This is a genomic window from Zoogloea sp. (assembly GCF_023150065.1).
Taxonomy (GTDB): Bacteria; Pseudomonadota; Gammaproteobacteria; order Burkholderiales; family Rhodocyclaceae; genus Zoogloea.
Map to the genome: position 1 here is coordinate 55,695 of NZ_JAKLLN010000011.1, position 24,568 is coordinate 80,262.

Annotated in this window: 23 protein-coding genes; 16 read left to right on the top strand and 7 right to left on the bottom strand. The window is 67.6% G+C overall.

Translation table 11 applies throughout. The annotated features are described in order from the left end of the window. Position 1 precedes the first annotated feature (1 nt). The 4 genes from napG to napF are packed head-to-tail and all read right to left on the bottom strand — an operon-like array spanning position 2 to position 4,331. Positions 2-928, bottom strand: coding sequence for a ferredoxin-type protein NapG (gene napG / locus L6Q67_RS13540; protein ID WP_296570162.1), 927 nt, complete (start codon positions 926-928; stop codon positions 2-4). A gap of 51 nt (positions 929-979) precedes the next feature. After that, complete coding sequence (napA, locus tag L6Q67_RS13545) at positions 980-3,535, bottom strand: nitrate reductase catalytic subunit NapA (RefSeq protein WP_296570164.1); 2,556 nt, start codon at positions 3,533-3,535, stop codon at positions 980-982. Beyond that, positions 3,532-3,834 (bottom strand): chaperone NapD, encoded by a 303-nt coding sequence (locus L6Q67_RS13550; RefSeq protein ID WP_296570166.1) that lies wholly within the window; start codon positions 3,832-3,834, stop codon positions 3,532-3,534. Before L6Q67_RS13550 ends, napA begins: the two co-directional genes overlap by 4 nt. Continuing rightward, a complete protein-coding gene (gene napF / locus L6Q67_RS13555; protein ID WP_296570167.1) occupies positions 3,831-4,331 on the bottom strand; it encodes a ferredoxin-type protein NapF in 501 nt (166 codons plus the stop codon). The genes L6Q67_RS13550 and napF overlap by 4 nt, the downstream gene beginning before the upstream one ends. A 203-nt stretch (positions 4,332-4,534) precedes the next feature. Here napF and L6Q67_RS13560 point away from each other — a divergent pair, with 203 nt between their 5' ends. From L6Q67_RS13560 to L6Q67_RS13570, 3 genes are read left to right on the top strand one after another with little or no spacing between them, the layout of a single operon-like run. After that, positions 4,535-5,173: a TetR/AcrR family transcriptional regulator gene (locus L6Q67_RS13560; protein ID WP_296570169.1), complete on the top strand. Its 639-nt coding sequence runs from the start codon at positions 4,535-4,537 to the stop codon at positions 5,171-5,173. Between the two features lie 43 nt (positions 5,174-5,216). Continuing rightward, positions 5,217-6,200 (top strand): MDR family oxidoreductase, encoded by a 984-nt coding sequence (locus L6Q67_RS13565; RefSeq protein WP_296570171.1) that lies wholly within the window; start codon positions 5,217-5,219, stop codon positions 6,198-6,200. 52 nt (positions 6,201-6,252) lie between these two features. Beyond that, positions 6,253-6,831 (top strand): peroxidase-related enzyme, encoded by a 579-nt coding sequence (locus L6Q67_RS13570; RefSeq protein ID WP_296570172.1) that lies wholly within the window; start codon positions 6,253-6,255, stop codon positions 6,829-6,831. On the opposite strand, the gene L6Q67_RS13575 is transcribed toward L6Q67_RS13570, so the two are convergent. Then, positions 6,828-9,128, bottom strand: coding sequence for an ATP-binding protein (locus L6Q67_RS13575; RefSeq protein WP_296570174.1), 2,301 nt, complete (start codon positions 9,126-9,128; stop codon positions 6,828-6,830). The two genes, L6Q67_RS13570 and L6Q67_RS13575, sit on opposite strands and share 4 nt — an antisense overlap. 390 nt (positions 9,129-9,518) lie before the next feature. On the opposite strand from L6Q67_RS13575, the gene L6Q67_RS13580 reads away from it, so the two are divergent. From L6Q67_RS13580 to L6Q67_RS13615, 8 genes are all read left to right on the top strand, one after another. Beyond that, positions 9,519-11,129 carry an ABC transporter substrate-binding protein gene (locus tag L6Q67_RS13580; protein WP_296570178.1) on the top strand — a complete coding sequence of 537 codons (1,611 nt, stop codon included), beginning with the start codon at positions 9,519-9,521 and terminating at the stop codon, positions 11,127-11,129. Positions 11,130-11,193: 64 nt separating this feature from the next. Further along, positions 11,194-12,147, top strand: a complete 954-nt coding sequence (locus tag L6Q67_RS13585) for an ABC transporter permease (protein ID WP_296570180.1) — start codon at positions 11,194-11,196, stop codon at positions 12,145-12,147. A 13-nt stretch (positions 12,148-12,160) separates the two neighbouring features. After that, positions 12,161-13,060, top strand: a complete 900-nt coding sequence (locus L6Q67_RS13590; protein WP_296570182.1) for an ABC transporter permease — start codon at positions 12,161-12,163, stop codon at positions 13,058-13,060. Then, positions 13,057-14,121, top strand: a complete 1,065-nt coding sequence (locus L6Q67_RS13595) for an ABC transporter ATP-binding protein (protein WP_296570183.1) — start codon at positions 13,057-13,059, stop codon at positions 14,119-14,121. The genes L6Q67_RS13590 and L6Q67_RS13595 overlap by 4 nt, the downstream gene beginning before the upstream one ends. Further along, the gene (locus L6Q67_RS13600) at positions 14,118-15,098 is read left to right on the top strand and encodes an ABC transporter ATP-binding protein (protein ID WP_296570185.1); all 981 of its coding nucleotides are present in this window, start codon (positions 14,118-14,120) and stop codon (positions 15,096-15,098) included. Before L6Q67_RS13595 ends, L6Q67_RS13600 begins: the two co-directional genes overlap by 4 nt. Then, complete coding sequence (locus L6Q67_RS13605; RefSeq protein WP_296570186.1) at positions 15,098-15,814, top strand: GntR family transcriptional regulator; 717 nt, start codon at positions 15,098-15,100, stop codon at positions 15,812-15,814. Before L6Q67_RS13600 ends, L6Q67_RS13605 begins: the two co-directional genes overlap by 1 nt. Beyond that, positions 15,811-17,400, top strand: coding sequence for a gamma-glutamyltransferase family protein (locus L6Q67_RS13610; protein ID WP_296570188.1), 1,590 nt, complete (start codon positions 15,811-15,813; stop codon positions 17,398-17,400). The genes L6Q67_RS13605 and L6Q67_RS13610 overlap by 4 nt, the downstream gene beginning before the upstream one ends. Before the next feature lie 30 nt (positions 17,401-17,430). Then, positions 17,431-18,396 carry a bile acid:sodium symporter family protein gene (locus L6Q67_RS13615; RefSeq protein ID WP_296570190.1) on the top strand — a complete coding sequence of 322 codons (966 nt, stop codon included), beginning with the start codon at positions 17,431-17,433 and terminating at the stop codon, positions 18,394-18,396. Between the two features lie 18 nt (positions 18,397-18,414). Here the strand turns inward: L6Q67_RS13615 and L6Q67_RS13620 are convergent, their stop codons facing one another. After that, positions 18,415-18,918, bottom strand: coding sequence for a MarR family winged helix-turn-helix transcriptional regulator (locus L6Q67_RS13620; RefSeq protein ID WP_296570192.1), 504 nt, complete (start codon positions 18,916-18,918; stop codon positions 18,415-18,417). Positions 18,919-19,104: 186 nt separating this feature from the next. Here L6Q67_RS13620 and L6Q67_RS13625 point away from each other — a divergent pair, with 186 nt between their 5' ends. After that, entirely contained in the window at positions 19,105-19,734 is a 630-nt protein-coding gene (locus L6Q67_RS13625; protein WP_296570193.1) for a cyclopropane-fatty-acyl-phospholipid synthase family protein, read from the top strand. Positions 19,735-19,743: 9 nt separating this feature from the next. Here the strand turns inward: L6Q67_RS13625 and L6Q67_RS13630 are convergent, their stop codons facing one another. Then, on the bottom strand, positions 19,744-21,087 hold the full coding sequence (locus L6Q67_RS13630) for a sigma-54-dependent Fis family transcriptional regulator (protein ID WP_296570195.1): 1,344 nt from the start codon (positions 21,085-21,087) through the stop codon (positions 19,744-19,746). 269 nt (positions 21,088-21,356) lie between these two features. Between L6Q67_RS13630 and cydP the strand changes: the two genes are divergently transcribed. Genes cydP through cydX form a run of 4 tightly spaced genes read left to right on the top strand, consistent with a single transcriptional unit; the run spans position 21,357 to position 24,386 of the window. Further along, complete coding sequence (cydP, locus tag L6Q67_RS13635) at positions 21,357-21,539, top strand: cytochrome oxidase putative small subunit CydP (protein ID WP_296570197.1); 183 nt, start codon at positions 21,357-21,359, stop codon at positions 21,537-21,539. After that, positions 21,529-23,085 (top strand): cytochrome ubiquinol oxidase subunit I, encoded by a 1,557-nt coding sequence (locus L6Q67_RS13640; RefSeq protein ID WP_296570199.1) that lies wholly within the window; start codon positions 21,529-21,531, stop codon positions 23,083-23,085. Before cydP ends, L6Q67_RS13640 begins: the two co-directional genes overlap by 11 nt. Before the next feature lie 24 nt (positions 23,086-23,109). Further along, on the top strand, positions 23,110-24,249 hold the full coding sequence (cydB, locus tag L6Q67_RS13645) for a cytochrome d ubiquinol oxidase subunit II (RefSeq protein WP_296570200.1): 1,140 nt from the start codon (positions 23,110-23,112) through the stop codon (positions 24,247-24,249). 14 nt (positions 24,250-24,263) lie between these two features. Continuing rightward, on the top strand, positions 24,264-24,386 hold the full coding sequence (gene cydX, locus L6Q67_RS13650) for a cytochrome bd-I oxidase subunit CydX (protein ID WP_296570203.1): 123 nt from the start codon (positions 24,264-24,266) through the stop codon (positions 24,384-24,386). Positions 24,387-24,568: the final 182 nt, after the last annotated feature.

Below are 24,568 nucleotides of genomic sequence, written 5' to 3' on the forward strand. Positions count from 1 at the left end.
CTCACGGCTTCCATTTGGAGTTGAGGCCGCTGACGCCCTTGGGCGGTGGCACTGGAGGTGCGGCAGGCGCAGCGGGGGCCGGCGGAAGCCCGGCACCGGATGCGCCAGGCGCCACCACGGTCTCGGTGGCCTGGCGGCCGGCGGTGGGGCCGTCGAAGCCACGCACCGGCATCTCGACCTGTTCTCCGATCAGCGAACCACCGTGGCGGGCCTTTTCTTCCCAGCCCTTGCGGTAGTGGGCCGGCAGGGCCCCCTGGGCGAGCTCCCGGGGGAAGACCTTGATGGCCGCCACCGGCAGCACACAGGATTTTTCGCACTTGCCACAGCCCGTGCACGCGTCCGAATGGACGGTGGGCAGCAGCATGGCATGACGGTCGGAGCGGGGGTTGTGCTGGGTCTCGAGGGTGATGGCCTTGTCGATCACCGGGCAGACCCGGTAGCACACGTCACAGCGCAGGCCGAGGAAATTGAGGCAGCTCTCGTGGTCCACGAGGGCCGCAAGCCCCATGCGGGCCTGGTTGATGTCGGTCAGCTCCCGGTCCAGGGCCCCGGTGGGGCAGGCCTTGACGCAGGGGATGTCCTCGCACATCTCGCAGGGCACGCTGCGGGCATGGAAATACGGGGTGCCGGTGGGCACCGGGTCACCCAGATCGGACAGCTTCAGGGTGTCATAGGGGCAGTCGCGCACGCACAGACCACAGCGCACGCAGGCCGCCAGAAAGTCGGATTCGGGCAGGGCACCGGGCGGGCGGATGGCCTGGGCCGGCAGCGCCGCGGCGCTGCGCGAATACAGACCCGCCCCCAGGGCCAGCAGGCAGCCGCCACCGGCAGCGGCAGCCACGCTGTTGATGAACTTCCGCCGGCCCACCGACGCCGGGGTGGTGGCGGCAGGAGCCTTGCTGGCGGGTTTCGTCTGACCGGTGTCCATGATCTTTCTCGTTCAGGGCGCCCCGTCCGGCGGACGGAGCGCCGCCAACGCTCAGGCGCGCACCACCTTGACGGCGCACTTCTTGTAGTCGGTCTCCTTGGAGATCGGGCAGGTGGCGTCGAGGGTGAGCTTGTTGACCAGCTTCGATTCGTCGAAGAAGGGCACGAAGATCAGGCCGACCGGCGGCTTGTTGCGGCCCTTGGTCTCGATGCGGGCGGTCATCTCGCCACGGCGGGACTGGACCTTCACCACCATGCCGCGCTGCAGGCCGCGCTTCTTGGCGTCGTCCGGGTGCATGAAGACCTGGGCCTCGGGCACGGCCTTGTGCAGCTCGGGCACGCGCCGGGTCATGGTGCCGGTGTGCCAGTGTTCGAGCACGCGGCCGGTGCACAGCCACAGATCGAACTCGGCATCGGGCTTCTCGGGAGGATCCTGGTAGGGCAGCGCGAAGATGACGGCCTTGCCGTCCTTGTGGCCGTAGAACTTCACGCCCTCGCCCGCCTTCACGTAGGGGTCATAGCCCTCGCGGAAGCGCCACAGGGTTTCCTTGCCATCGACCACCGGCCAGCGCAGGCCGCGGGCCTTGTGGTAGACGTCGAAGAGGGCCAGGTCATGGCCATGGCCGCGGCCGAACAGGGCGTATTCCTCGAACAGGCCCTTCTGCACGTAGTAACCGAAGGCCTCGGACTCGTCGTTGGTGTAGTTCTTGATGGCGTGCTCGTTGACCTTGACGGTCTCGCTCTTCGGGAACTTGTTCACCACCTTGTTGGCATAGAGCACGTCGTACAGGGTCTTGCCCTTCAGCTCGGGCTTCTTGGCGATCAGCTCGGCCGGCCACACCTCCTCGACCTTGAAGCGCTTGGAGAATTCCATGTATTGCCACAGATCGGACTTGGCCTCGCCGGGGGCCTTGACCTGCTGACGCCACACCTGGGTGCGACGCTCGGCGTTGCCGAAGGCGCCCTCCTTCTCGGTCCACATGGCCGAGGGCAGGATCAGGTCGGCGGCCAGGGCGGACACGGTGGGGTACACATCCGACACCACCACGAAGGCCACGGGGTTGCGCCAGCCCGGGTAGATCTCTTGGTTGACGTTGGGGCCGGCCTGCATGTTGTTGGTGGTGCTGGTCCAGTAGCACTTGATCTTGCCGTCCTTCAGGGCGCGGCTCTGGGCCACGGCGTGGAGGCCGATCTTGTCGGGGATGGTGCCATCGGGCAGTTGCCAGATTTCCTCGGCGTGGTGGCGATGCTCGGGGTTGGTCACCACCATGTCGGCGGGCAGGCGGTGGGCAAAGGTGCCCACTTCCCGGGCGGTACCGCAGGCGGAGGGCTGGCCAGTGAGGGAGAAGGGGCCGGAGCCGGGGGTGGAGATCTTGCCCACCAGCAAGTGGACGTTGTAGATCATGTTGTTCACCCAGGTGCCGCGGGTGTGCTGGTTGAAGCCCATGGTCCAGAAGCTGACGACCTTCTTCTTGGGGTCGGCATAGATTTCGGCGAGCTTCTTGAGGCGGTCCTGCGGCACGCCGGAGAGCTTGGAGACCTTCTCGACGGTGTATTCGGAGACGAACTTCTTGAACTCTTCGAAGGTGCTCGGGCGGGAGTCGTTCGGGTTGTTCTTGGGCTTGCCTTCGGCGCCGGGGTAGCCGTTGAACTTGGCGTCCTTCTCCAGGGCATGGGCCGGGCGCAGGCCAAAGCCGATGTCGGTCTCGCCCATCTTGAAGTTCACGTTCTTCTTGACGAACTCCTGGTTAACCTTGCCGGTCTGGATGATGTAGTTGCAGATGTAGTTGAGGATGGCCAGATCGGTCTGTGGCGTGAAGATCATGCCGTTGTCGGCCAGCTCGAAGCTGCGGTGCTCGAAGGTGGACAGCACGTGCACCTGGGTGTCGGTCTTGGTCAGGCGTCGGTCGGTGATGCGTGTCCACAGGATGGGGTGCATCTCGGCCATGTTGGAACCCCACAGCACGAAGGCGTCGGCCTGCTCGATGTCGTCGTAGCAGCCCATCGGCTCGTCGATGCCGAAGGTGCGCATGAAGCCGGTCACCGCCGAGGCCATGCAGTGCCGGGCGTTGGGATCGAGGTTGTTGGAGCGGAAGCCGGCCTTCATCAGCTTGGAGGCGGCATAGCCTTCCCAGATGGTCCACTGGCCCGAGCCGAACATGGCGATGGAGGTGGGGCCGGTGGTCTTGAGGGCTTCCTTCCACTTCTCGGCCATGATGTCGAAGGCCGCATTCCAGCTGATCGGGGTGAAGTCGCCGTTCTTGTCGTACTTGCCGTTCTTCATGCGCAGCAGCGGGCGGGTCAGGCGGTCCTCGCCGTACATGATCTTGGACAGGAAGTAGCCCTTGATGCAGTTGAGGCCCCGGTTGACCTGGGAATCCGGGTCGCCCTGGGTGGCCACCACGCGGCCGTTCTGCACACCCACCAGCACCGAACAGCCCGTCCCGCAGAAGCGGCAGGCGGCCTTGTCCCAGCGCACGGCGGAACTGTTTTCGGCGGCAGCAGGAGCCGCCTCTTTGGCGGCCAGGGCGGGCAGGGAAACGCCGGCCGTGGCGGCAGCCGTGGCAATGGCCTGGGTCTTGATGAAATCGCGTCGGTTGATGGTCATGATTGAGCCTCCTCGCAGGGGGAATTCACGGAATGCGTGGCTGGGGTTTCGTTAAAGCTCGCCGGCAGCGGTGTGTCGGTGTGTTCGTAGGCCAGGGTGGCGGCCAGCACCTGGGGCACCCGGTGCAGGGCAATGAGGGTGTCGGACATGGACGCCCCTTCGGCATCCTCGACGGTCACCACGAGCTTGCCGTCCTCGGACATGCCATGGCATTCAACGCCGGGAAAGGCAGTCAGGGCGGCCTCGGCCTCGGCACGGGTTTCCGGCTTGATGCGCAGGACAAGACTGACAATGTTCATGAAGGCTCCTGAGCAGGATTGACGGCGACGCGCTGGATCGCGACGACAGGACAGGGCGCGATGCAGGCACCGCAACCGGTGCATGCCGTGTTATCCACATCGGGGAGGGGAACCCCGCCAAGACGGGGACGAAAGCGGATCGCGCCGGCATCACACAGTTCGCCGCAGACGCGGCACTCCACGTTCTGGGCCGCCAGACAGCCTTCGCCAATGGCGATACCGAAAGACCAGGGCGCCTGCTCGACGTCCCGGCCGATGGCCCCGGTGGAACACACCCGCGCACAGTCACCGCACAGGGTGCAGTGGGCATCCGAGAAGTCCGCCTCCGGATAGCCACCCTGCCCTGCCACCAGCAACTGCGTGGGGCAGGCCTTGAGGCAATCGTTGCAGCGGGTGCAGCGATCCAGGAAAAGGGGCTCGGCTGCACTCCAGGGCGGACGGAATGGCGTCGGCCCGGGCGCACGACCACCCAGAAAACGACGACGGGAAACATCCATGACTGGCTCAGGGTTTTTTGCGGTGTGGGGCGATCCTAAGTCTCACCTTAGGAAAAAACCTTGATCCGTGCCAAGAAACACCCCGATGGCGCTACCCATACCGGGGGAGACGTCCCTTCAGGGGGGCGCGCCCCCCGTCAGCCCCGTTGCGGCCCTGCATGAAGGGCTTGCATTTAACTAGACAATCAGTCTAATATTTCCACATGCATACCGATCAGCCCGTCGCCCGTCGGCGTGGCCGCCCCCCCCGGCAACGCAACGAGCTCACCGACACCCGTGAGTTGTTGCTGCGCGCAGGTCTTGAGGTGCTCACCGAGAAGGGTTTCTCGGCCACTGGCATCGACGAGATTCTGGGCCGCGTCGGAGTTCCCAAGGGGTCGTTCTATCACTACTTCAACAGCAAGGAGGCCTTTGGCCTTGCGCTGATCGAGGGCTACGGGCGCTTCTTTGCACGCAAGCTGGACCGTCATCTCGGCAACCGGGCGCTCCCGCCCCTGCTGCGCCTGCATGCTTTTGTGGACGACGCCAGGGACGGCATGGCGCGGCACGCATTCCGCCGCGGCTGCCTGATCGGCAACCTCGGTCAGGAGATGGGGGCGCTGCCCGAGAGTTTTCGCGATCGCCTCCGGGACACTTTCGAGGACTGGCAGGCCCGCTTTTCGGCCTGCCTCGTTGAAGCCCGGGAGGCCGGCGAGATCGCCGCCGATGCCGACACCGACCAGCTCGCGGCTTTCTTCTGGATCGGCTGGGAGGGCGCAGTGCTGCGCGCCAAGCTGGAAAAAAGTGCAAAGCCGCTCGAATTGTTTGCCGGACTGTTTTTTGCCAGCCTGCCCCGGGGCTGATTTTTTCAACCGTTAATAGACGATCAGTCTAAATGGAGGAGACATGTTCAAGGGAATCCTGATCGAGAAGGACGAGTCCGGTTACCGTGCGGCGGTGCAGGACCTCGACGAAGCGCTGCTCCCCGAGGGGGATGTGACCGTCAGGGTGAGCCACTCGACGCTCAACTACAAGGACGGCCTTGCCATCACCGGCCAGGCACCCGTGGTACGACGCTTTCCCATGGTCCCCGGGATCGATTTCGCGGGCGTGGTGGAAAGCAGCACGCATCCAGCCTATCGGCCGGGCGACGCCGTGGTGCTCAACGGCTGGGGAGTGGGCGAGGTGCACTGGGGTGGCCTCGCGCAGACGGCGCGGGTCAACGGCGACTGGCTGGTACCCCTGCCCCAGGCCTTCTCCGCGCAGCAGGCCATGGCCATCGGCACCGCGGGCTACACCGCCATGCTCTGCGTGCTTGCCCTGGAACGCCACGGCGTGACGCCCGGGCAGGGTGAAATCCTGGTCACCGGCGCTGCGGGCGGCGTGGGCAGCGTTGCGGTGGCCGTGCTCGCCAAACTCGGCTACACGGTGGTTGCCGCCACCGGTCGCCCCGGGGACGCCGCCTACCTGAAGACCCTGGGCGTCCGCGAGATCATCGAGCGTTCCGTTCTGGCCTCCCCCGGGAAACCCCTGGGAAAGGAACGCTGGGCCGGTGCCGTGGATGTGGTGGGGAGCCACGTGCTCGCCAACGTCTGCGCCGGCATGAAGTACCGGGGCGTGGTCACGGCCTGCGGCCTGGCAGCCGGCATGGACTTTCCGGCAAGCGTCGCACCTTTCATCCTCCGCGGCGTCACCCTGGCGGGTATCGACAGCGTGATGTGCCCACGGGCCGAGCGTCTGGTGGCCTGGCAACGTCTGGCCAGCGATCTGGATATCGCCCGGCTCGGCACCATCAGCCGGGAGATCGGACTGGCCGAAGCCATCCCCCTTGCGGCCGGGCTGCTCAGGGGCGAAGTACGCGGCCGGGTCGTCGTGGACGTCAATCGCTAACCCCCCATCAACAACAACACCTCAAAACACTCATCAAACGAAGGAGAACAGCATGACCCAAACCCCCCACGCACCCGTGAGCCGCTTTCCGGTCCCCGAACTCAAGGACATGCCCGAGGACATCCGGGCCCGGATCCTCGCCGTCCAGGAGAAATCCGGCTTCATCCCCAATGTGTTCCTGACCCTGGCCCACCGGCCGGACGAGTTCCGGGCCTTCTTTGCCTATCACGACGCCCTGATGGACAAGCCCGGCAACCTCACCAAGGCCGAACGGGAAATGATCGTGGTGGCGACAAGCAACGTGAATCAATGCCAGTACTGCGTGATCGCCCACGGTGCCATCCTGCGCGTTCGCGCCAAGAACCCGCTGATTGCCGACCAGGTCGCCACCAACTACCGCAAGGCCGACATCACCCCGCGCCAGAAGGCCATGCTGGATTTCGCCATGAAGGTCTCCCAGAACGCCCACCTGGCCGGCGAAGCCGATTTCGAAGCCCTCAAGGCCCATGGCTTCAACGATGACGACATCTGGGACATTGCCGGCATCTCGGCCTTCTTCGGCATGTCCAACCGCATCGCCAACGTGACGAACATGCGCCCCAACGCCGAGTTCTACGCCCTCGGCCGCTAGGCAGCCGATCGCCCGAGCCACGTCAGCAAGGCACGGTAAAGTCTGTCGGGATCGACGGGTTTGGAAACAAAGTCGTTCATCCCGGCAGCCATGCACCGCGCCCGGTCGTCGCTGAACGCGTTGGCGGTCATGGCCACGATGGGCACCTCCCGCCCCCCGTCGAGCTGCCGGATGGCGCGGGTCGCCGCCACGCCGTCCATGCGCGGCATCTGCATGTCCATCAGGATCAGGGCGTAGGTCCCCGCCGGCGCCCGCTGAAATTCGGCGACGGCCTCCTCCCCATCCACAGCCCGGCCATACAGCAGGCCAACATCGTCCAGGATCGCCTGGGCAACCAGCATGTTGATCTCGTTGTCCTCGACGACCAGGATTCGGGCGCCGGAGAATCGCTCCCGCACCTGCGCCGCCACCGCCTCTACGTCCCCCAGCGGCGCGGCGTCCTGCAAGGCCTCGGCGGCCTTCCTGAGGCGTACGGTGAACCAGAAGGTGCTGCCCTTGCCGGGGACACTCTCGCCCCCCGCGTCCCCGCCCATCAGCTGCGCCAGACGGCGGGTGATCGCCAGCCCCAGCCCGGTCCCACCAAAACTGCGGACCGTCGAGGAGTCCGCCTGCTCGAAGGGCACAAACAGCCGGTCGACCACCTCAGGAGCAATCCCGATCCCCGTATCCACGACCTCGAAGCGGAGAGCCACGTGATCGTCGGACTCCTCCTCCATGATCGTCCTGACGGTCACCGCGCCCTCCCGGGTGAACTTGACCGCATTGCTCACCAGATTGAGCAGGGCCTGGGTGAGGCGCATGGAATCCCCCTGCAACGCCACAGGCGGGAAATCCAGCTCGGTCCTGAGCTGGAGCCCCTTGGCACTGGCCGTCTCGGCCACCATCGCACACACGTTGACCGGCAGGGCGCGGATATCCACCGTGTCTTCAGCCAGTTGCAGCTTGCCCGCCTCGATCTTGGAGAAATCGAGGATGTCATTGATGATGCCGAGAAGGTGCTTGCCTGAGGACTCGATCCTGACAAGCTTGTCGGCCGTATCAGGCTCGTGCCGCCGTCCGCGCAACACCGCCGAAAGGCCGATGATGGCGTTCAGCGGAGTGCGGATTTCGTGGCTCATGTTGGCCAGAAAGCGACCTTTCGCCAGATTGGCTGCTTCGGCCGCCAACTTCGCATCCGACAGGGCCGCCGTCCGCTCCTCGACCATGGCCTCCAGGTGGCTGCGATGGCGCGCCAGCTCCTCTTCGGCCTCCTTGAGCCGGGTGATATCCACCGCCACCCCAGCCCAGACCGCGCCCCCGCTCAAACGCTCCACCGGCGCCGACCGGACCTGCAGCCAGACCTGCCGGCCGGCCGCCGGGTTGAACATCAGCACCCCCGAGTACTCGCTCAGATCACGCAGGCACACGGCTTCGTCCGCCTGGTACCGGGCAAGGGACTCCGGCGCCATCAGCGCGAACAGGGGCCGGGCGTCCACCAGCAGCCGGGCCGGGTTCAGGCCGAGCATTTTCTCGATGCCAGCGCTGATGTAGCGGAACGACTGGCGGCCGTCCCGCACCTCGAATTGATAGACGAAGCCATCCGGCAGGTTGTCACCGATGGAGCGCAGCTGGGCCTCACTCTCCCGCAAACGCGCCTCGCTCACCGAGTATTCGTGCTCGATGCGCTGGGCGTTCATGCTGACGAAGGTCAGGGTCATCAGCTGCACGGTCAGGATCTGCGCCATGGCGTAATGGCTGCCGAAGCCCTTCAGCGCCTCAAAGGCGGTGCTCGTATCCGGGTGACTGAGCTGATGGACGATACGCACGAAGGAGAGCACGCCGAACACCAGCATCCACAGCGCCAGCATGAGGTCGTTCGATCCGAAGTACGGCGGACGATAGCGCAGGGTCACCGCGGCAGTGCTCAAACTCAGAAGGCCGGCCACGGTGCAGTAAATGGCGATCCGGACATCCAGCTGGGCCGGGTCCAGGCTGAAGTAGCCAAAGATCGCCAGAAATGCCACGCCAAAGAGGGCATCCCAGCGGTAGCTCACCTGCAGGCCGCGAAACACGAGGATCCCGCGCAACAGCAGCAGCCAGCCACCGATCAGCATGCCGTTGCGCATGACGCGCACCCCCCACGTCGATGGCAGGGCCCCCGGCACCAGCATCGCCGCCCCCAGGGCGAGGCAGGCGATCCCCGCCGTCCAGAAGCCGAACCCCCGATAAGTCTTGCGGGTGAGCAGGGTCACCAGCATGACCACCGCGGCTGCCGACGACAGCAGGGCATTGGTACTCAGCAGAACAGCTGTATCCACGTCGGGCACCTGTTTTGGGTTGAGCGTTCGTCCAGAACGCCCATCTTAGCCGACAAGGCTTCATCCCAAGCACCCACCCACACCCCGGCGCCAACTTGATATCCCCTCCCATCAGACCGGCCACGCAACAGCCCATCTTCTGCGCCAATCCACTTTTTCAATGCCCTTCGGTGGGTACCGGATCAGCGCGCAATGCACCTGCCGGGTGCGCCGTGCATGCAATCACATCCGCCTCACTGCTCCGCAACAAACCCCCGCCGGGGACACGCTTTTGAACAATTTTTCGTTTATCCGATAGCAAACATCGATTTAGGAAATACATCCCGAAAATCGCGCGGATTGGCACATTGCATGCAATTCCTGAAGTGCTTTCACCCTTCGGAGATCCCCATGAAGCCCAATTCGATCAAGCTTTCCAGATGGTTTGCCGCCCTCCCCCTGGCCCTCGTGATGCACGGCGGTTTGCATGCAGAGACGGTCGCCCGCTACGGCATCTCGATGGCCGACATCCCGCTCACCACCGGCCAGCCCGACCGGGGTGCCGGGGCCTACCAGTTCACCGGCCACACCCTCTACGACCCGCTGGTGGCCTGGGAAGCCAATGTGGGCAATCGTCCGGGCAAGCTGGTGCCGGGCCTGGCCAGTGAATGGAAGGTGGACGCCAAGGACAGCAAGAAATGGGTGTTCACCCTGCGCAAGGGGGTCAAGTTCCACGATGGCTCCGAGTTCAACGCCGACGCCGTGGTGTGGAACCTGGACAAGGTGCTGGCCGACAAGTCACCCCAGTTCGATGCCAAGCAGAGCGCCCAGGTACGCCCGCGCATTCCGTCCATCGCCTCCTACCGCAAGGTCGGCGACTACGCCGTGGAGATCACCACCAAGGACGTGGACGCCCTCTTTCCCTACCAACTGCCCTGGTTCCTGATTTCCAGCCCGGCCCAGTGGGAAAAGATGGGGAAGGACTGGAACAAGGTGGCCGCCAAGCCCTCCGGCACCGGCCCGTTCAGGCTCGACAAGCTGGTGCCCCGCGAGCGCGCCGACCTGGTCAAGAACACCGCCTACTGGGACAAGGCGCGCATGGCCAAGACCGACCGCATCGTGCTGGTGCCCATCCCCGACGCCATGACCCGCGCCAACGCGCTGCTCAACGGCCAGGTGGACATCATCGAGACGCCGCCGCCCGATGTGCTGCCCCAGCTCAAGGGGGCCGGCTTCAAGCTGGTCCAGAACGTCACGCCCCATGTCTGGCCCTATCACTTCTCGACCCAGCCGGGCTCGCCGTGGACCGACATCCGGGTGCGCAAGGCGGCCAACCTGGCCATCGACCGCAACGCCGTGGTCAGCCTGATGAGCGGCCTGGCCACCCCGGCCAGGGGCCAGCTCGACCCCACCAGCCCGTGGTTCGGCAAACCGGGCTTCAAGATCGGCTACGACCTGCCCGCCGCCCGCGCCCTGATGGCCCAGGCCGGCTACGGCCCGTCCCGGCCGCTCAAGGCCAAGGTGATCATCGCCCAAGGCGGCACCGGCCAGATGCTGTCCCTGCCCATGAACGAGTTCATCCAGCAGAGCCTGGCCGAGATCGGCATCCAGGTGACGTTCGAGGTGGTCGAGCTAGAGAACCTCTACCTGCACTGGCGCAGCGGCGCCAAGGCCGACATGAACGCCGGCAAGGGCATCACCGCGATCAACCTGGGCTACGTCACCGCCGACCCCTTCTATGCCCTGACCCGCTTTGCCGACAGCCGCTACGTGGCGCCGAACGGGGTGAACTGGGGGGGCTACAACAACCCCAAGGTGGACGCCGCCATCGACCAGATCCGCACCACCTTCGACACCAAAAAGCAGGACGGGCTGCTGTCCTTCGTCCATCAGACGATGGTGGACGACGCCCTGATGCTGTGGGTCGTGCATGACGTGAATCCCCACGCCCTGTCGCCCAAGGTCAAGGAGTTCGTCCAGGCCCAGCACTGGTTCCAGGATCTGACCACCCTCCGCATGTGACCCACCGGGCCGGGGGGCACCCCGGCCCTGCCACGATCCCGCCCCGGATCGGAGAAAGCGCGCCATGTTTGCCTACCTCATCAAACGCCTGATCTACGCCATCCCCATCGCCCTGAGCGTGACGGTGGTGTCCTTCGTGCTGGTCTATCTGGCACCGGGCGACCCCCTCAATGCCATCGCCCCGGCCGATGCGCCGGAAGAGGTCATTGTCGCCCTCAAGAGCGCCTACGGCCTCGACAAGCCGGTGCCGGTGCAATACGGCCTGTGGCTGATGCGCGCCGTGCAGGGCGACCTGGGCACCTCGATCGCCTCGGGCCGGGCCGTCACCGCCGAGGTGCTGAGCGCCGTCAGCAACACCCTGCTGCTGGCCGGCATGGCTGCCCTAGGTGGCGTGCTGGTCGGCTGCGTGCTCGGCGCCCTCGCCGGCTACCGCCACGGTACCTGGATCGACCGGGTGGCCACCGTGATCTCGGTGATCGGCGTGAGCATTCCCCACTACTGGCTGGGCCTGGTGCTCACCATCCTGTTCTCCATCTGGCTGCCCTGGTTTCCGGCCATGGGTGCCGGCCCCGGTGGCTCCTCGGAGTGGCTGTGGGACGCCGAACACCTGCGCCACCTGGTGCTGCCGGCGCTGACCCTGTCGGTGATCCCGATGGGCATCATCACCCGCACCGTGCGCGCCCTGGTGGCCGACATGCTGGAGCAGGAGTTCGTTACCGCGCTGCGCGCCCGGGGGCTGTCGGGTATCGCCATCTTCCGCCACATCGCCAAGAACACCGCCCCCACCGTGCTCGCCGTGGCCGGCCTGCAGATCGGCTACCTGATGGGCGGTTCGATCCTGGTCGAGACCGTGTTCGCCTGGCCGGGCACCGGCTTCCTGCTCAACACCGCCATCTTCCAGCGCGACATCCCGCTGCTGCAGGGAACCATCCTGGTGCTGTGCATGTTCTTCGTCGTCCTCAACCTGCTGGTGGACATCCTGCAACCGCTGATCGACCCGCGCATGGGCCGCAGCTGACCGGAGCCAAACCATGTCCACAACCCTCGAACTCTCCCTGCCGACACCGGCCGCCAGCGCCACCCCGGCCCCCAGCCGCAGCTACTGGCGGGTGGTCGGGCGCCAGCTGCGCCGCGACCCCATGGCCCTGGCCGCCGGCCTGGTCCTGCTGCTCATCGTCGGCGCCGCCGTTCTGGCCCCGTGGCTGGCGCCGGCCGACCCCTACAAGGCCAGCATGCTCAAGCGCCTGCTGCCCATCGGCAGCCCGGGTTTCCTGCTCGGCAGCGACGAGCTGGGCCGCGACATGCTCTCTCGCCTGATGCACGGCGGCCGCCTGTCACTGCTGATGGGCGTGGTGCCGGTGCTGGCCGCCTTCGGCATCGGCACCGCCATCGGCCTGCTGGCCGGCTATGTGGGCGGCCGGCTCAACATGGTGATCATGCGGGTGCTCGACGTGTTCTACGCCTTCCCGTCGGTGCTACTGGCGGTGGCCATCTCCGGCGCCCTCGGGCCGGGCATGAGCAACAGCCTGATCGCCCTGACCCTGGTCTTCGTGCCCCAGGTGGTGCGGGTAGCCGAGAGCGTCACCACCCAGGTGCGCCAGCTCGACTACATCGAGGCGGCGCGCATGAGCGGCGCCAGCGCCTTCTCGATCATCCGCGTGCATGTGCTGGGTAACGTGCTCGGGCCGGTCTTCGTGTATGCCACGGGCCTGCTCAGCGTCAGCATGATCCTCGCCTCCGGCCTGTCCTTCCTGGGCCTCGGAGTCAAGCCGCCGGAGCCCGAGTGGGGCCTGATGCTCAACACCCTGCGTTCGGCCATCTACGTCAATCCCTGGATCGCGGCCCTGCCCGGCGCCCTGATCTTCATCACCTCCATCGCATTCAATCTGCTTGCAGACAGCGTGCGCTCCGCCATGGACATCCGTCGATGAACTCCGCTCCCCTTCCCCCCAGCCCGGTCCACGACCGGGGCAGCCCAGCCCAGCCGCTGCTGGTCGTGCGCGACCTGAAGAAGCACTTTCCGGTGCGCGGCGGCCCCCTCGAACGGACGAAGAAGTTCGTCCATGCCGTCGATGGCGTCAGCTTCTCGGTGCCCAAGGGCAAGACCCTGGGCATCGTCGGCGAATCCGGCTGTGGCAAGTCCACCACCGCCCGGCTCATCGCCCGGCTGATGCAGGCCGACTCGGGCAGCATGGTCTTCGACGGCGAGGGCGTCGATGAATTCGGCGGCATCCGCCTGAAGGAATTCCGGCGCAACCTGCAGATGGTCTTCCAGGACTCCTTCGCTTCCCTCAACCCGCGCCTGACCATCGCCGAGACCATCGCCTACGGCCCCCGGGTGCACGGCATGCCGGCCGCCGAAGCCAAACGCCAGGCCCACGACCTGCTGGCCCGCGTCGGCCTGGCGCCGGCGCAGTTCGCCAGCCGCTACCCCCACGAGCTGTCGGGCGGCCAGCGCCAGCGGGTCAACATCGCCCGCGCCCTGGCCTTCGACCCGCGCCTGGTGATCCTCGACGAGGCCGTGGCGGCCCTGGACAAGTCGGTGCAGGCCCAGGTGCTCAACCTGCTGCAGGAGCTCAAGGCCGAGCGCCAGCTCACCTACCTGTTCATCTCCCACGACCTGCACGTGGTCCATTACATCTCCGACTACGTGATGGTGATGTACCTGGGCCAGGTGGTGGAGACGGGCCCGGTGGAGCGCATCTACGGCCAGGCGGCCCACCCCTACACCCGCGCCCTGCTGTCCGCCGTGCCGTCCATGGACCCGGACCGGCGCACCGAATCGTCGCCCCTGGCCGGCGACCCGCCCAACCCCATCAACCCGCCCAGCGGCTGCCGCTTCCGTGACCGCTGCCCCCACGCCCACCCGGTCTGCGAAGCCCGCACGCCGGCCCTGATCGGCATCGCCGGCGAGCCCGCCCACCAGGCCGCCTGCCACCTCAACGACCCCGCCTCGGGCCACCCCGGGGCGCTTCCGGAGACGCAAGCATGAGCGCCCCCCTGGTATCCCTGCAGGATCTGTCCGTCCAGTTCTGCGGCCATCGCAAGGCCAGCGCCCTCAACGCGGTCAACATCGAACTCGGCGCCGGCGAAGTGCTCGGCCTGCTGGGCGAATCCGGCTCGGGCAAGAGCGTCACCCTGCGCACTCTGCTGCGCCTGCACCCCGAACGCACCACCAAAATCCAGGGAAAGATGCAGGTGGACGGCCAGGACGTGCTCGCCCTCAAGGGCCGGGCCCTCGATCTCTACCGCGGCGGCACGGTGTCGATGGTCTTCCAGGAGCCCGGGCTGGCCTTCGACCCGGTGTACACCATCGGCCAGCAGATCACCGAGGCGATCCGCGCCCACGAGGCCGTCGGCGAAGCCGCCGCCCGCGCCCAGGCCCTGCACATGCTGGAGCGGGTGCAGATCCCCCAGGCCCGGCGACGCTTCGATGCCTACCCCCACGAGCTCTCCGGCGGCATGCGCCAGCGCGCCATGATCGCCCTGGCCCTGGCCTGCAAGCCCAAACTGCTGCTGGCCGACGAACCCACCACCGCCCTCGACGCCACCGTGCAGATCCAGGTCCTGCTCCTGCTGCGCGAGCTGCAGCGGGAGACCGGCATGTCGGTGATCTTCGTGACCCACGACATCGGCGCCGCCGTGGAGGTGGCCGACCGCATCGCGGTGATGTACGCCGGGCGCATCGTCGAGCAGGCCGCCGTCGGCGATATCGTGCGCGCACCGCGCCATCCCTACACGGTGGGCCTGCTGGCCGCCACGGTGGGCGCCGAGCACCGGGGCCAGCCCCTGCAGGCGGTGCCCGGCGCCCCACCGGATCTGGCCGCCCTGCCCCCGGGCTGCAGCTTTGCGCCGCGCTGTACTCACGCCAGCGAACGCTGCCGGCGCGAGGTGCCGCCACTGACTTCGCTGGGCAATCGCGCGGTGGCCTGCTGGCACCCGGTCCAGCCTGTCGCGGAGGCCGCGTGATGAGCGTCTTTCCCTTTGAACCCGGCCGTGGCCGGGGCGGCCTGGCCGACGACGTGTGCCGCCGCATCGCCGACGAGATCGTGCTGGGCAACTTCGCCCCCGGCTCGCGCCTCGACGAGGTCAGCCTGGCCGCCCGCTTCAAGGTATCGCGGACCCCCATCCGCGAGGCGCTCAAGCAGCTCGCCATCATGGGCCTGGTGGACACCCGGCCCAACCGGGGCTCGGTAGTGGCCGAGCTGACCGTCGACCAGCTCGACCAGATGTTCGAGGCCATCGGCGAGCTGGAGGCCGCCTGCGCCCGCCACGCCGCCCTGCGCATGACCGAGGCCGACCGGGCACGCATGCTGGAACTCCACGCCGAAGGCCGCGCCGCCATGCAGACCGGCGACATCGACCGCTACGACGCGGCCAACCTCGAGCTCCACGCCACCATCATCCGCGGCTGCTACAACCCGGTGCTCATCGAGATGGCCACCAGCCTGCGCCACCGGGTGTCGCCTTTCCGGCGCACCCAGTTCCGCAACCTGGAGCGGATGGGCGAATCCTTCGAGGAGCACTCGGTGATCGTCGAGGCCATCCTCGCCCACGACGTCGTCACCACCTACCGGGAGATGCGCTCCCACCTGCTCTCGGCCCGCAGCGCCACCAACCGCGTGGCGCCGGCCTGGGGCATCCCGTCGAACAGCCAAGCACAACTGAAGGGCGAATCCGCATGAAACCCATCCTCGGCACCCGGGGCGCCGTCGTCGCCTCCCACTCCCTCGCCGCCCAGGCCGGGCTCGACATCCTGCGCGACGGCGGCAACGCCATCGAGGCGACCATCGCCGTCGCCGCCACCCTGGCGGTGGTCTACCCCCACATGACCGGCATCGGCGGCGACGGCTTCTGGCTGCTCCACGCACCGGGCCAGCCCATGCGCTCCATCGACGCCTGCGGCGCCGCCGGCGCGGCGGTCACGCGGGATCTGTACGGCAGTGTCGACAGCATCCCGTGGCGCGGCCCCCTGGCCGCCAACACCGTGGCCGGCACGCTCTCGGGCTGGGGCCTGGCCTACGCCTACAGCCAGCGCGAATGGGGCGGCCGCCTGCCCTTCGCGCGCCTGCTCGAAAGCGCCATCCACTACGCCCGCGAGGGCTTTCCAGTCACGCACAGCCAGGAGGCCAACACCCGCGCCAAGCTGGGCGAACTGCAGGGCCAGCCGGGCTTCGCCCAGGCCTTTCTGAACGACGGGCAGGTGCCGCTGTATGGCCGGCGCCACCGCTTTCCGGCCCTGGCGGCCACCCTGGAGCAGCTCGCCCGGGCCGGCGCCGACGACTTCTACCGGGGCGAGCTGGCTCGGCAGATCGGCGCCGACCTGGCCGCCGTGGGCAGCCCGGTGAGCACCGCCGACCTGGCCCGCCATCAGGCCGAGCTGAAGGCGCCCCTCGAAGTCCGCCTGTCCTGCGGCACGGTGTACAACATGGCGCCCCCCACCCAGGGCCTGGCCTCGCTGCTCATCCTCGCCATCTACGACCGCATCCGTCAGGCCGGCTGGAGCCCCGACAGCGTGGAAGGCATCCACGCCCTGGTCGAAGCCACCAAGCAGGCCTTCATCGTGCGCGACCGGCACGTCACCGACCCGGCGGCCATGGGCATCGCCCCCGCCAGCCTGCTCGACGACACGCACCTGGCTGCCCTGGCCGCCGCCGTGCCCCTCGACCAGGCCAGCCCCTGGCCGGCCCCCAACTCGGACGGGGACACCACCTGGATGGGCGTGGTGGATGGCGAGGGCCGGGCGGTGAGCATGATCCAGAGCATCTACTTCGAGTTCGGCAGCGGCGTGGTGCTGCCCGAGACCGGCATCTGGTGGCAGAACCGGGGCTGCAGCTTCGACCTGCGCCCGGGCCGACTGCGCAGCCTGGAGCCCGGCCGCAAGCCCTTCCACACCCTCAACCCGGCCATGGCCCGGCTCGACGACGGGCGCCTGCTGGTGTACGGCACCATGGGCGGCGAGGGGCAGCCGCAGACCCAGGCCGCCGTGTTCTCGCGCTACGTATGGGGCGGCCACGACGTCCGCTCGGCAGTGGCTGCGCCGCGCTGGCTGCTGGGCCGCACCTGGGCCGAGCAGAGCACCAGCCTCAAGCTGGAATCGCGCTATGCACCGGACGTGCTGGAGCGCCTGCGCGCGCTGGGGCACCCGGTAGAGGTGGTGGGCGACTACGACGAACGCATGGGCCACGCCGGTGCCCTGGTGCGGCACCCCGAGGGCTGGATCGAGGGCGGTGAAGACCCGCGCAGCGACGGCTGCGTGGCCGCCTGGTAAACCGCCCCCGATCAGAAAAGGTCACTCACCATGAAATTCAAGTTCGACTGGTTCATGAAGGGCATGCTGGTCGCCGTCGCCCTGGCCTTCCTCTGGCCGGCCCCCGGCGCCCAGGGCGGCTTCCTGCACCCGGAGCTGCTCAACAAGGCCGGCATTGCGCTGGTCTTCTTCCTCACCGGCCTGGGCCTGCCCCTGGCCGCGCTGAAGGACGGCGCCCTGCGCTGGAAGGTGCATCTGCTGATCCAGACCTGCACCTTCCTGATCTGCCCCGCGCTGGGCTGGCTGCTGCTCAAGGCCAGCGGCGGCTGGATGTCGGCCGACCTGCAGACCGGCTTCTTCTACCTGTGCGCCCTGCCGTCCACGGTGTCGTCGTCGGTGGCCCTCACCGTGGCGGCCCGGGGCAACGTGCCGGTGGCGGTCTTCAACGCCACCCTGTCGAGCCTGCTCGGAGTGGTGCTGACGCCCTTCTGGATGGCCTGGATGCTGGACAGCAGCGGCAGCAGCTTTGCCGTTGGGCCGGTCATCATCGACCTGCTGATCTGGCTGGTCCTGCCCCTGGTGCTGGGGCAGCTGTCACGCCCGCTGCTGGGCGCCTGGGCCAGGCGCCACAAGGCCCGCCTCCAGATCGTGGACCGGCTGACCATCCTGACCCTGGTCTACACCTCCTTCGCCGACACGGTGCAACAAGGAGTGTGGTCCCGCCACGGGCCGCTGATCCTGGTCGAGACCGTGGTCGGCAGCGCCCTGCTCTTCATCATCCTGCTGGCCTTCACCCGGCTGGCGGGGCGCTGGCTGGGGCTGAACACCGAAGACCGGATCGCCGCCGTGTTCTGCGGCTCCAAGAAGACCCTGGCCTCGGGCGTGCCCATGGCGCACCTGATCTTCGGTGCCCACCCGGCGCTGGGGCTGATCCTGATGCCGATCATGATCTACCACCCCCTGCAGCTCGCCGTGGGCGGCGTGCTGGCCCAGCGCTGGGGGGCGCGCAGCAACTAGGCCTGTGCGGCGCCCCGGTCAGAGGTCGGCCAAGGGCCGACCGATGCTGGGGTCGTCGCGCTTCGAGAGCTGGGCGATGACTTCGGCCAGCCCGGCGTGGAGTTGCAGCAGCGTCTCGTCGGGCAAGCCGTGGAGCGCCTGGGGCAGGATGCCCTCCACGGGGCCCGGCGCGCTGGCCAGCACCGCGACGGCGGGGTCTCCCAGCTGCAGGCCAACCCGGCGCTGGTCGTCGGCCCGCCGCGCCTTGACCAGCATGCCCCGCCCCTCCAGCTTGTCCACCAGCTGACTGCAGGTGGACTGGTGGATGGACAGGCGGGCGGCCAGATCCGACACGCCGATGCCCGGGTGGCGCGCCACCTCGTGCAGGATCCACAGCTGCGAGCCACTCACGCCGCAGCGCTGCTCCACCTCCCGGAAATGGCTGCGCACCGACCCGAAGATCAGGCGGAACTGCTTGAGAACGGAGATCGACAGGGTCTCGTCGGCGGTCGGCGTGGCGGCGAGCGGGCTAATGGCGTTCATGGCGGAATTATATGGCGACCCACGGCAGGATGAAGCCGCACCGACGGCTGGGCTGCACGCGTCGACTGCACCACTGCGGAACTCGCCGGCAGACATGCTGCCGTAACGAAGTCCGTCAGCCGATCGCTGGCCCTGCCGCTCGTGCTTTTTCCCGCAACACATCGCCCACCACGCAAGGAGACGCCCATGAATCAGGAATCGATCTGGACCACCCGCTACAAGGATGCCGGCGAGGACTACCTCTTCGGCACCGAGCCCAACCGCTTCCTGGCCCACCGCAGCACCCTGCTTCAGGACGGGCGCACGGCCCTGTCGGTGGCGGATGGCGAAGGCCGCAACTCGGTGTGGCTGGCCGAGCAGGGCCTCGAGGTCACCGCCATCGAGATCTCTGCCGTCGCCATCGAGAAAGCCCGCCGCCTGGCCGCGGGCCGGCACGTTCAGGTGGATTTCCGCCAGGCCGACATGCTGGCACCGGGCTGGCCGCCGGCCGAACTGAAAGCGCAGTTCGACTGGGTGGTGGGCATCTTCATCCAGTTCGTGGGGCCGGAATGGCGGGAGCGCCAGTTTGAGGTGATGAAGGAGCTGACCCGCCCCGGCGGCCGCATCCTGCTCCAGGGCTACACCCCCAAACAGCTCGAATACCGCACCGGCGGCCCCTCCGCCGTGGAGAACCTGTACACCCCCGAGATCCTGCAGGAGGCCTTTGCCGGCTGGGAGATCGAGGAGCTGGTGGAGTACGAGGAGGACATCAGCGAGGGCAGCGGCCACCGGGGCCGCTCGGCGCTGATCGGGCTCATCGCCCGCAAGCCCGGCTGAAGGCGGGGCTCAGCCCTCGCCCGTGGCGGCGAGGGCCTTGATGCGGCGGTAGAGCGTCCGCTCGCTCAAGCCCAGGCGGGCCGCCAGCGCCCGCCGTGACCCACGATGATCCCGCAGGGCCTCGGCCAGGGCCAGGTCGTCGATGGGTGCATCCAGCCCCGGCGGCGTCAGCGCCGGCGCGACGCCCGGCAACAGGGGCGCTGCCCGGGGTCTCCCCGGGTCGCGGAGTTCTTCGGGCAGATGGCGGCGCAGCAGGGTATCGCCGTCGCACATCAGGCTGGAACGCTCCAGGATGTTGCGCAGCTCGCGCACATTGCCCGGGTAGTCATAGCCAATCAGGCAGGCCAGGGTGTCGGGGGCGATGCGCAGGCTGCGCCCCGGCGCCACCCGGGCCAGCAGCGCCTCGGCCAGCAGGGCGATGTCCTCCCGCCGCGCCCGCAGGGGCGGCAAGCCAATGGGGAAGGTGTTGACCCGGTAGTACAGATCCTGGCGGAACTGCCCCTGAGCCACCAGGGCCTGCAGCGGCCGGTGGGTGGCCGAGACCAGGCGGATGTCGGCGCGTACCAGTTCGGTGCTCCCCACCCGACGGTAGGTACCGGTCTCCAGCAGGCGCAGCAGCTTGACCTGCATGGACAGGGGGATGTCCCCCAGCTCGTCGAGAAACAGGGTGCCGCCGCTGGCCGCCTCGATGAGCCCCTGCTTGCGCCCGGTGGCGCCGGTGAAGGCGCCTTTCTCGTGCCCGAAGAGTTCGCTCTCGAAGAGGTTCTCGGTGAGGCCCGAGCAGTCCACCGCCACGAAGGGGCCGCTGGCGCGCCGGCTGGCGTCGTGGATGGCCTGGGCCACCAGCTCCTTGCCGGTGCCCGACTCCCCCTGCAGCAGCACCGCAGCCTCCGACGGCGCCACCCGGGCCACCAGCTCCAGCATGGCCCGGAAGGCCGGCGCCCGGCCCACCAGCCCCTGGCTTCCCGCCAGGCCCCGGGCCACCGGCAGGGGCTCCAGGCGCTCGATGAAGTAGGTGATTTCGCCACCGGCGTCCCGCACCGGGGAGAGCTCGATGTTCTCGTAACGCTCGCCGGCCGGGGTGTGATGGAGGTGCACCACCCGCTCCCGCTGGCCCGAGGCCAGACTCTGGGCCAGCGGGCAGGACTCGCCCGCCTGATCGCAGGGCACCGGGTAGCGGTGGGAGACCTCGTAGCAACGGCGGCCGATCAGGTCGTCCGGCTCGCCACAGTTGGCCCGATAGGCGGCGTTGGCCGCGACGATGCGGTAGTGCCGGTCGCACAGGATGTGGGGCTCGGGCAGGCTCTCCAGAAAGGAGATGAGCTCGGGCAGGGGGCGGAGGGGCGTGTTCATGGACGCGTCAGGGGCTTCAAGGCCCGTTCAGCCCGGGACGGCGCTCCCGGAATAGCCGGGCGGCAGGCGCCATGGCCTGACCGCAGGCGCTGCCACACACGCCAGAAGTACGCCAGACCACTGCCAACCGCGCACGGATACTGCCACAGATCTCCTTCCGTGGCAGAGCCCCACGCCCGCCCCCTTGAAAACACAGGCTTTTCTGGCACCCCATGGCCTGGCACGGCTCTTGATATGTCTGAGACACATTCCGGATTTCTGCCAGCGCCATGCCAAGCACCGACCACCGCCTCCGCCGCCACCTCGCCTGGGTCATCGTGCTCAAGCTCGTACTCCTCACTGCCCTGTGGTGGGGCTTCATCCGGGATGCACGGGTCAGCGTGTCCCCCCAGGACATGTCCCGGCAGTTCGCCCCCCACCCCATCGCCCAAGGAGCCCCCCATGGTCAGTGAACAACTGGTCGACCTTTCACGGCTGCAGTTCGCCGCCACTGCCCTGTATCACTTCCTGTTCGTGCCGCTCACCATCGGCATGGTCTGGATGCTGGTGATCATGGAGTCGGTATATGTGATGACCGGCAAGCCTCTCTACAAGGACATGACCCGCTTCTGGGGCAAGCTCTTCGGCATCAACTTCGCCCTGGGCGTCACCACCGGCATCACCCTGGAGTTCCAGTTCGGCACCAACTGGGCCTATTACAGCCACTACGTCGGCGACATCTTCGGCGCGCCCCTGGCCATCGAGGGGCTGATGGCCTTCTTTCTCGAGTCCACGATGATCGGCCTGTTCTTCTTCGGCTGGGACCGCCTCTCCCGCCGCCAGCACCTGCTGGTGACGCTGCTGATGGCGGTGGGCACCAACCTGTCGGCCCTGTGGATCCTGATCGCCAACGGCTGGATGCAGAACCCGGTGGGCGCCGAGTTCAGCTACGTGACCATGCGCATGGAGATGACCGACTTCTGGGCCCTGGTCTTCAACCCGGATGCCCAGGCCAAGTTCGTGCACACCGTCTCGGCGGGCTACGTGACGGGCGCCATGTTCGTGCTCTCCATCTCGTCCTGGTATCTGCTGCGGGGGCGGGACGTGGAGTTTGCCCGGCGCAGCTTTGGCATTGCGGCGGCCTTCGGCTTCGCGTCGGTCTGTTCGGTGATCGTGCTGGGCGACGAATCCGGCTACACCGTGGGCGAAGCCCAGCAGACCAAGCTGGCCGCCATGGAGGCCATGTGGGAGACCGAGCCCGCCCCGGCGCCCTTCAACCTCATCGCCATCCCCAACGAGGCGGAGATGAAGAACGACTTCGCCATCGAGATCCCCTGGGTGATGGGGATCATCGGCACCCGCTCCCTGGACACGCAGATCCCCGGCATCAAGGAGATCAAGGTACGCAACCGGGCGCGCATCGTGTCGGGGATCGAGGCTGTCACTGCCCTGGATGCCCTGCGCCGTAGCCCCGGGGATGAAGCCGCCCGGGCGGCGTTTGAAGCGCACAAGGCCGACCTGGGCTTCGGGCTGCTCCTCAAGAAGTACGTGACCGACTTCCGGCAGGTGACGCCGGAGATCATCGGGAAGGCCGTCAATGACACCGTCCCCCGGGTGGCACCCCTGTTCTGGAGCTTCCGCCTGATGGTGGCGCTGGGCTTTGCCATGCTGCTGCTCTTCGGGTTGGCCCTGTGGCATTCGGTGAAGGGCGATTTTGCCGACAGGCCGTACCTGCTGCGCGCGGCGCTGTATGCCCTGCCACTGCCCTGGGTTGCCTGCGAGGTGGGCTGGTTCGTGGCCGAATACGGCCGCCAGCCGTGGACGATCTACGGTGTGCTGCCCACCCATCTGTCGGTGTCCACCCTCAGCGTGAACAGCCTGTACGGATCGCTGGCCGGCTTCGTCGGCTTCTACACCCTGCTGCTGATCGTCGAGATGTACCTGATGGTGCGCTTTGCCCGGCAGGGCCCCGGCAGCCTGGGCACCGGCCGCTATGCCAACGAAGCCGCCCACGCCTGAGCCCTTTTCGCGGAGACCGAAACGATGTTCGACTATGAAACCCTCAAGATCGTCTGGTGGCTGCTGGTCGGCGTGCTGCTGGTGGGCTTTGCCATCATGGACGGCCACGACATGGGCGTGGGCACCCTGCTGCCCTTCGTCGGCAAGGACGACACCGAGCGGCGGGTGGTGATCAACACCGTGGGCCCCCACTGGGACGGCAACCAGGTGTGGTTCATCACCGGTGGCGGCGCCATCTTTGCCGCCTGGCCGCTGGTCTATGCCACCGCCTTCTCGGGCTTCTACTGGGCCATGCTGGCCGTGCTGTGGGCCCTGTTCTTCCGCCCGGTGGGTTTTGACTACCGCAGCAAGATCCACCACCCCACTTGGCGCAAGACCTGGGACTGGGGCCTGTTCGTGGGGGGCGCGGTGCCCCCGCTGATCTTCGGGGTGGCCTTCGGCAACCTCTTCCTGGGCGTGCCCTTCCAATTCGACGACCACCTGGTGTCCACCTACACCGGCAGCTTCTGGGCCCTGCTCAACCCCTTTGCGCTGCTGTGCGGCGTGGTGTCGTCGGCCATGATCACCTTCCACGGTGCGATCTACCTGGCCCACCGCACCCAGGGCGAGCTCCAGTGGCGGGCCCTGCGGGCCGCCGGCTTCTTTGGCGGGCTGATGCTGCTGGCCTTTGCCGCAGCCGGCCTGTGGCTGTGGATGGGCGTGCCGGGTTACGTGATCCAGTCCGCCGTCGATACGGCCGCCCTGCCCAACCCCCTGGGCAAGACGGTGGTCCGGGAGGCCGGTGCCTGGTTCGCCAATTACCAGCGCCAGCCGGCCACCATCGCGCTGCCGGCGCTCGCCTTTGCCGGCGTGCTGGGCGCCCAGGCGCTGGCCCGCTCGGGTCGCAGCATGGCGGCCTTCTGGGCCTCGTCCCTGGCCATCGTCGGGGTGATCGGCACGGCCGGCGCCGCGCTCTTCCCCTTCATCATGCCCTCGTCCCTGGACCCGAACGCCAGCCTCACCGTGTGGGACAGCGTGTCGAGCCGGCTCACCCTCAACATCATGCTGTGGGCCACCCTGATCTTCATGCCCATCATCATCCTTTACACCGGCTGGGCCTACCGGGTGATGGGGGGCAAGGTCACCGCCGCCTACGTCCGCGAAAACAACCACTCGGCCTACTGAACGGAGACAACATCATGTGGTACTTCACCTGGATTCTCGGCATCGGCTTTGCGGTGCTCCTGGCCATCCTCAACGCCCTGTGGGCCGAACACGCCGAGGCCCGCGCGGCAAGCAAGGGGCCGGGCAAGGTTACGTAAGCCCCGCCGCCCGGGCCGGACGTAAAAAGCCCGCCCCCCTATCGCCCTCTTCTGTCTCGGCCTGCACCGAGCCCCCCGGCGGAAGACTGCCAGCCGCGCTGCCACTGCCACCAGCACTGCCACACAGCCTCACGTGGCAGCGCCAAAAATCTCCGTCCTGGCAAACCAAGCCCATGATTAAA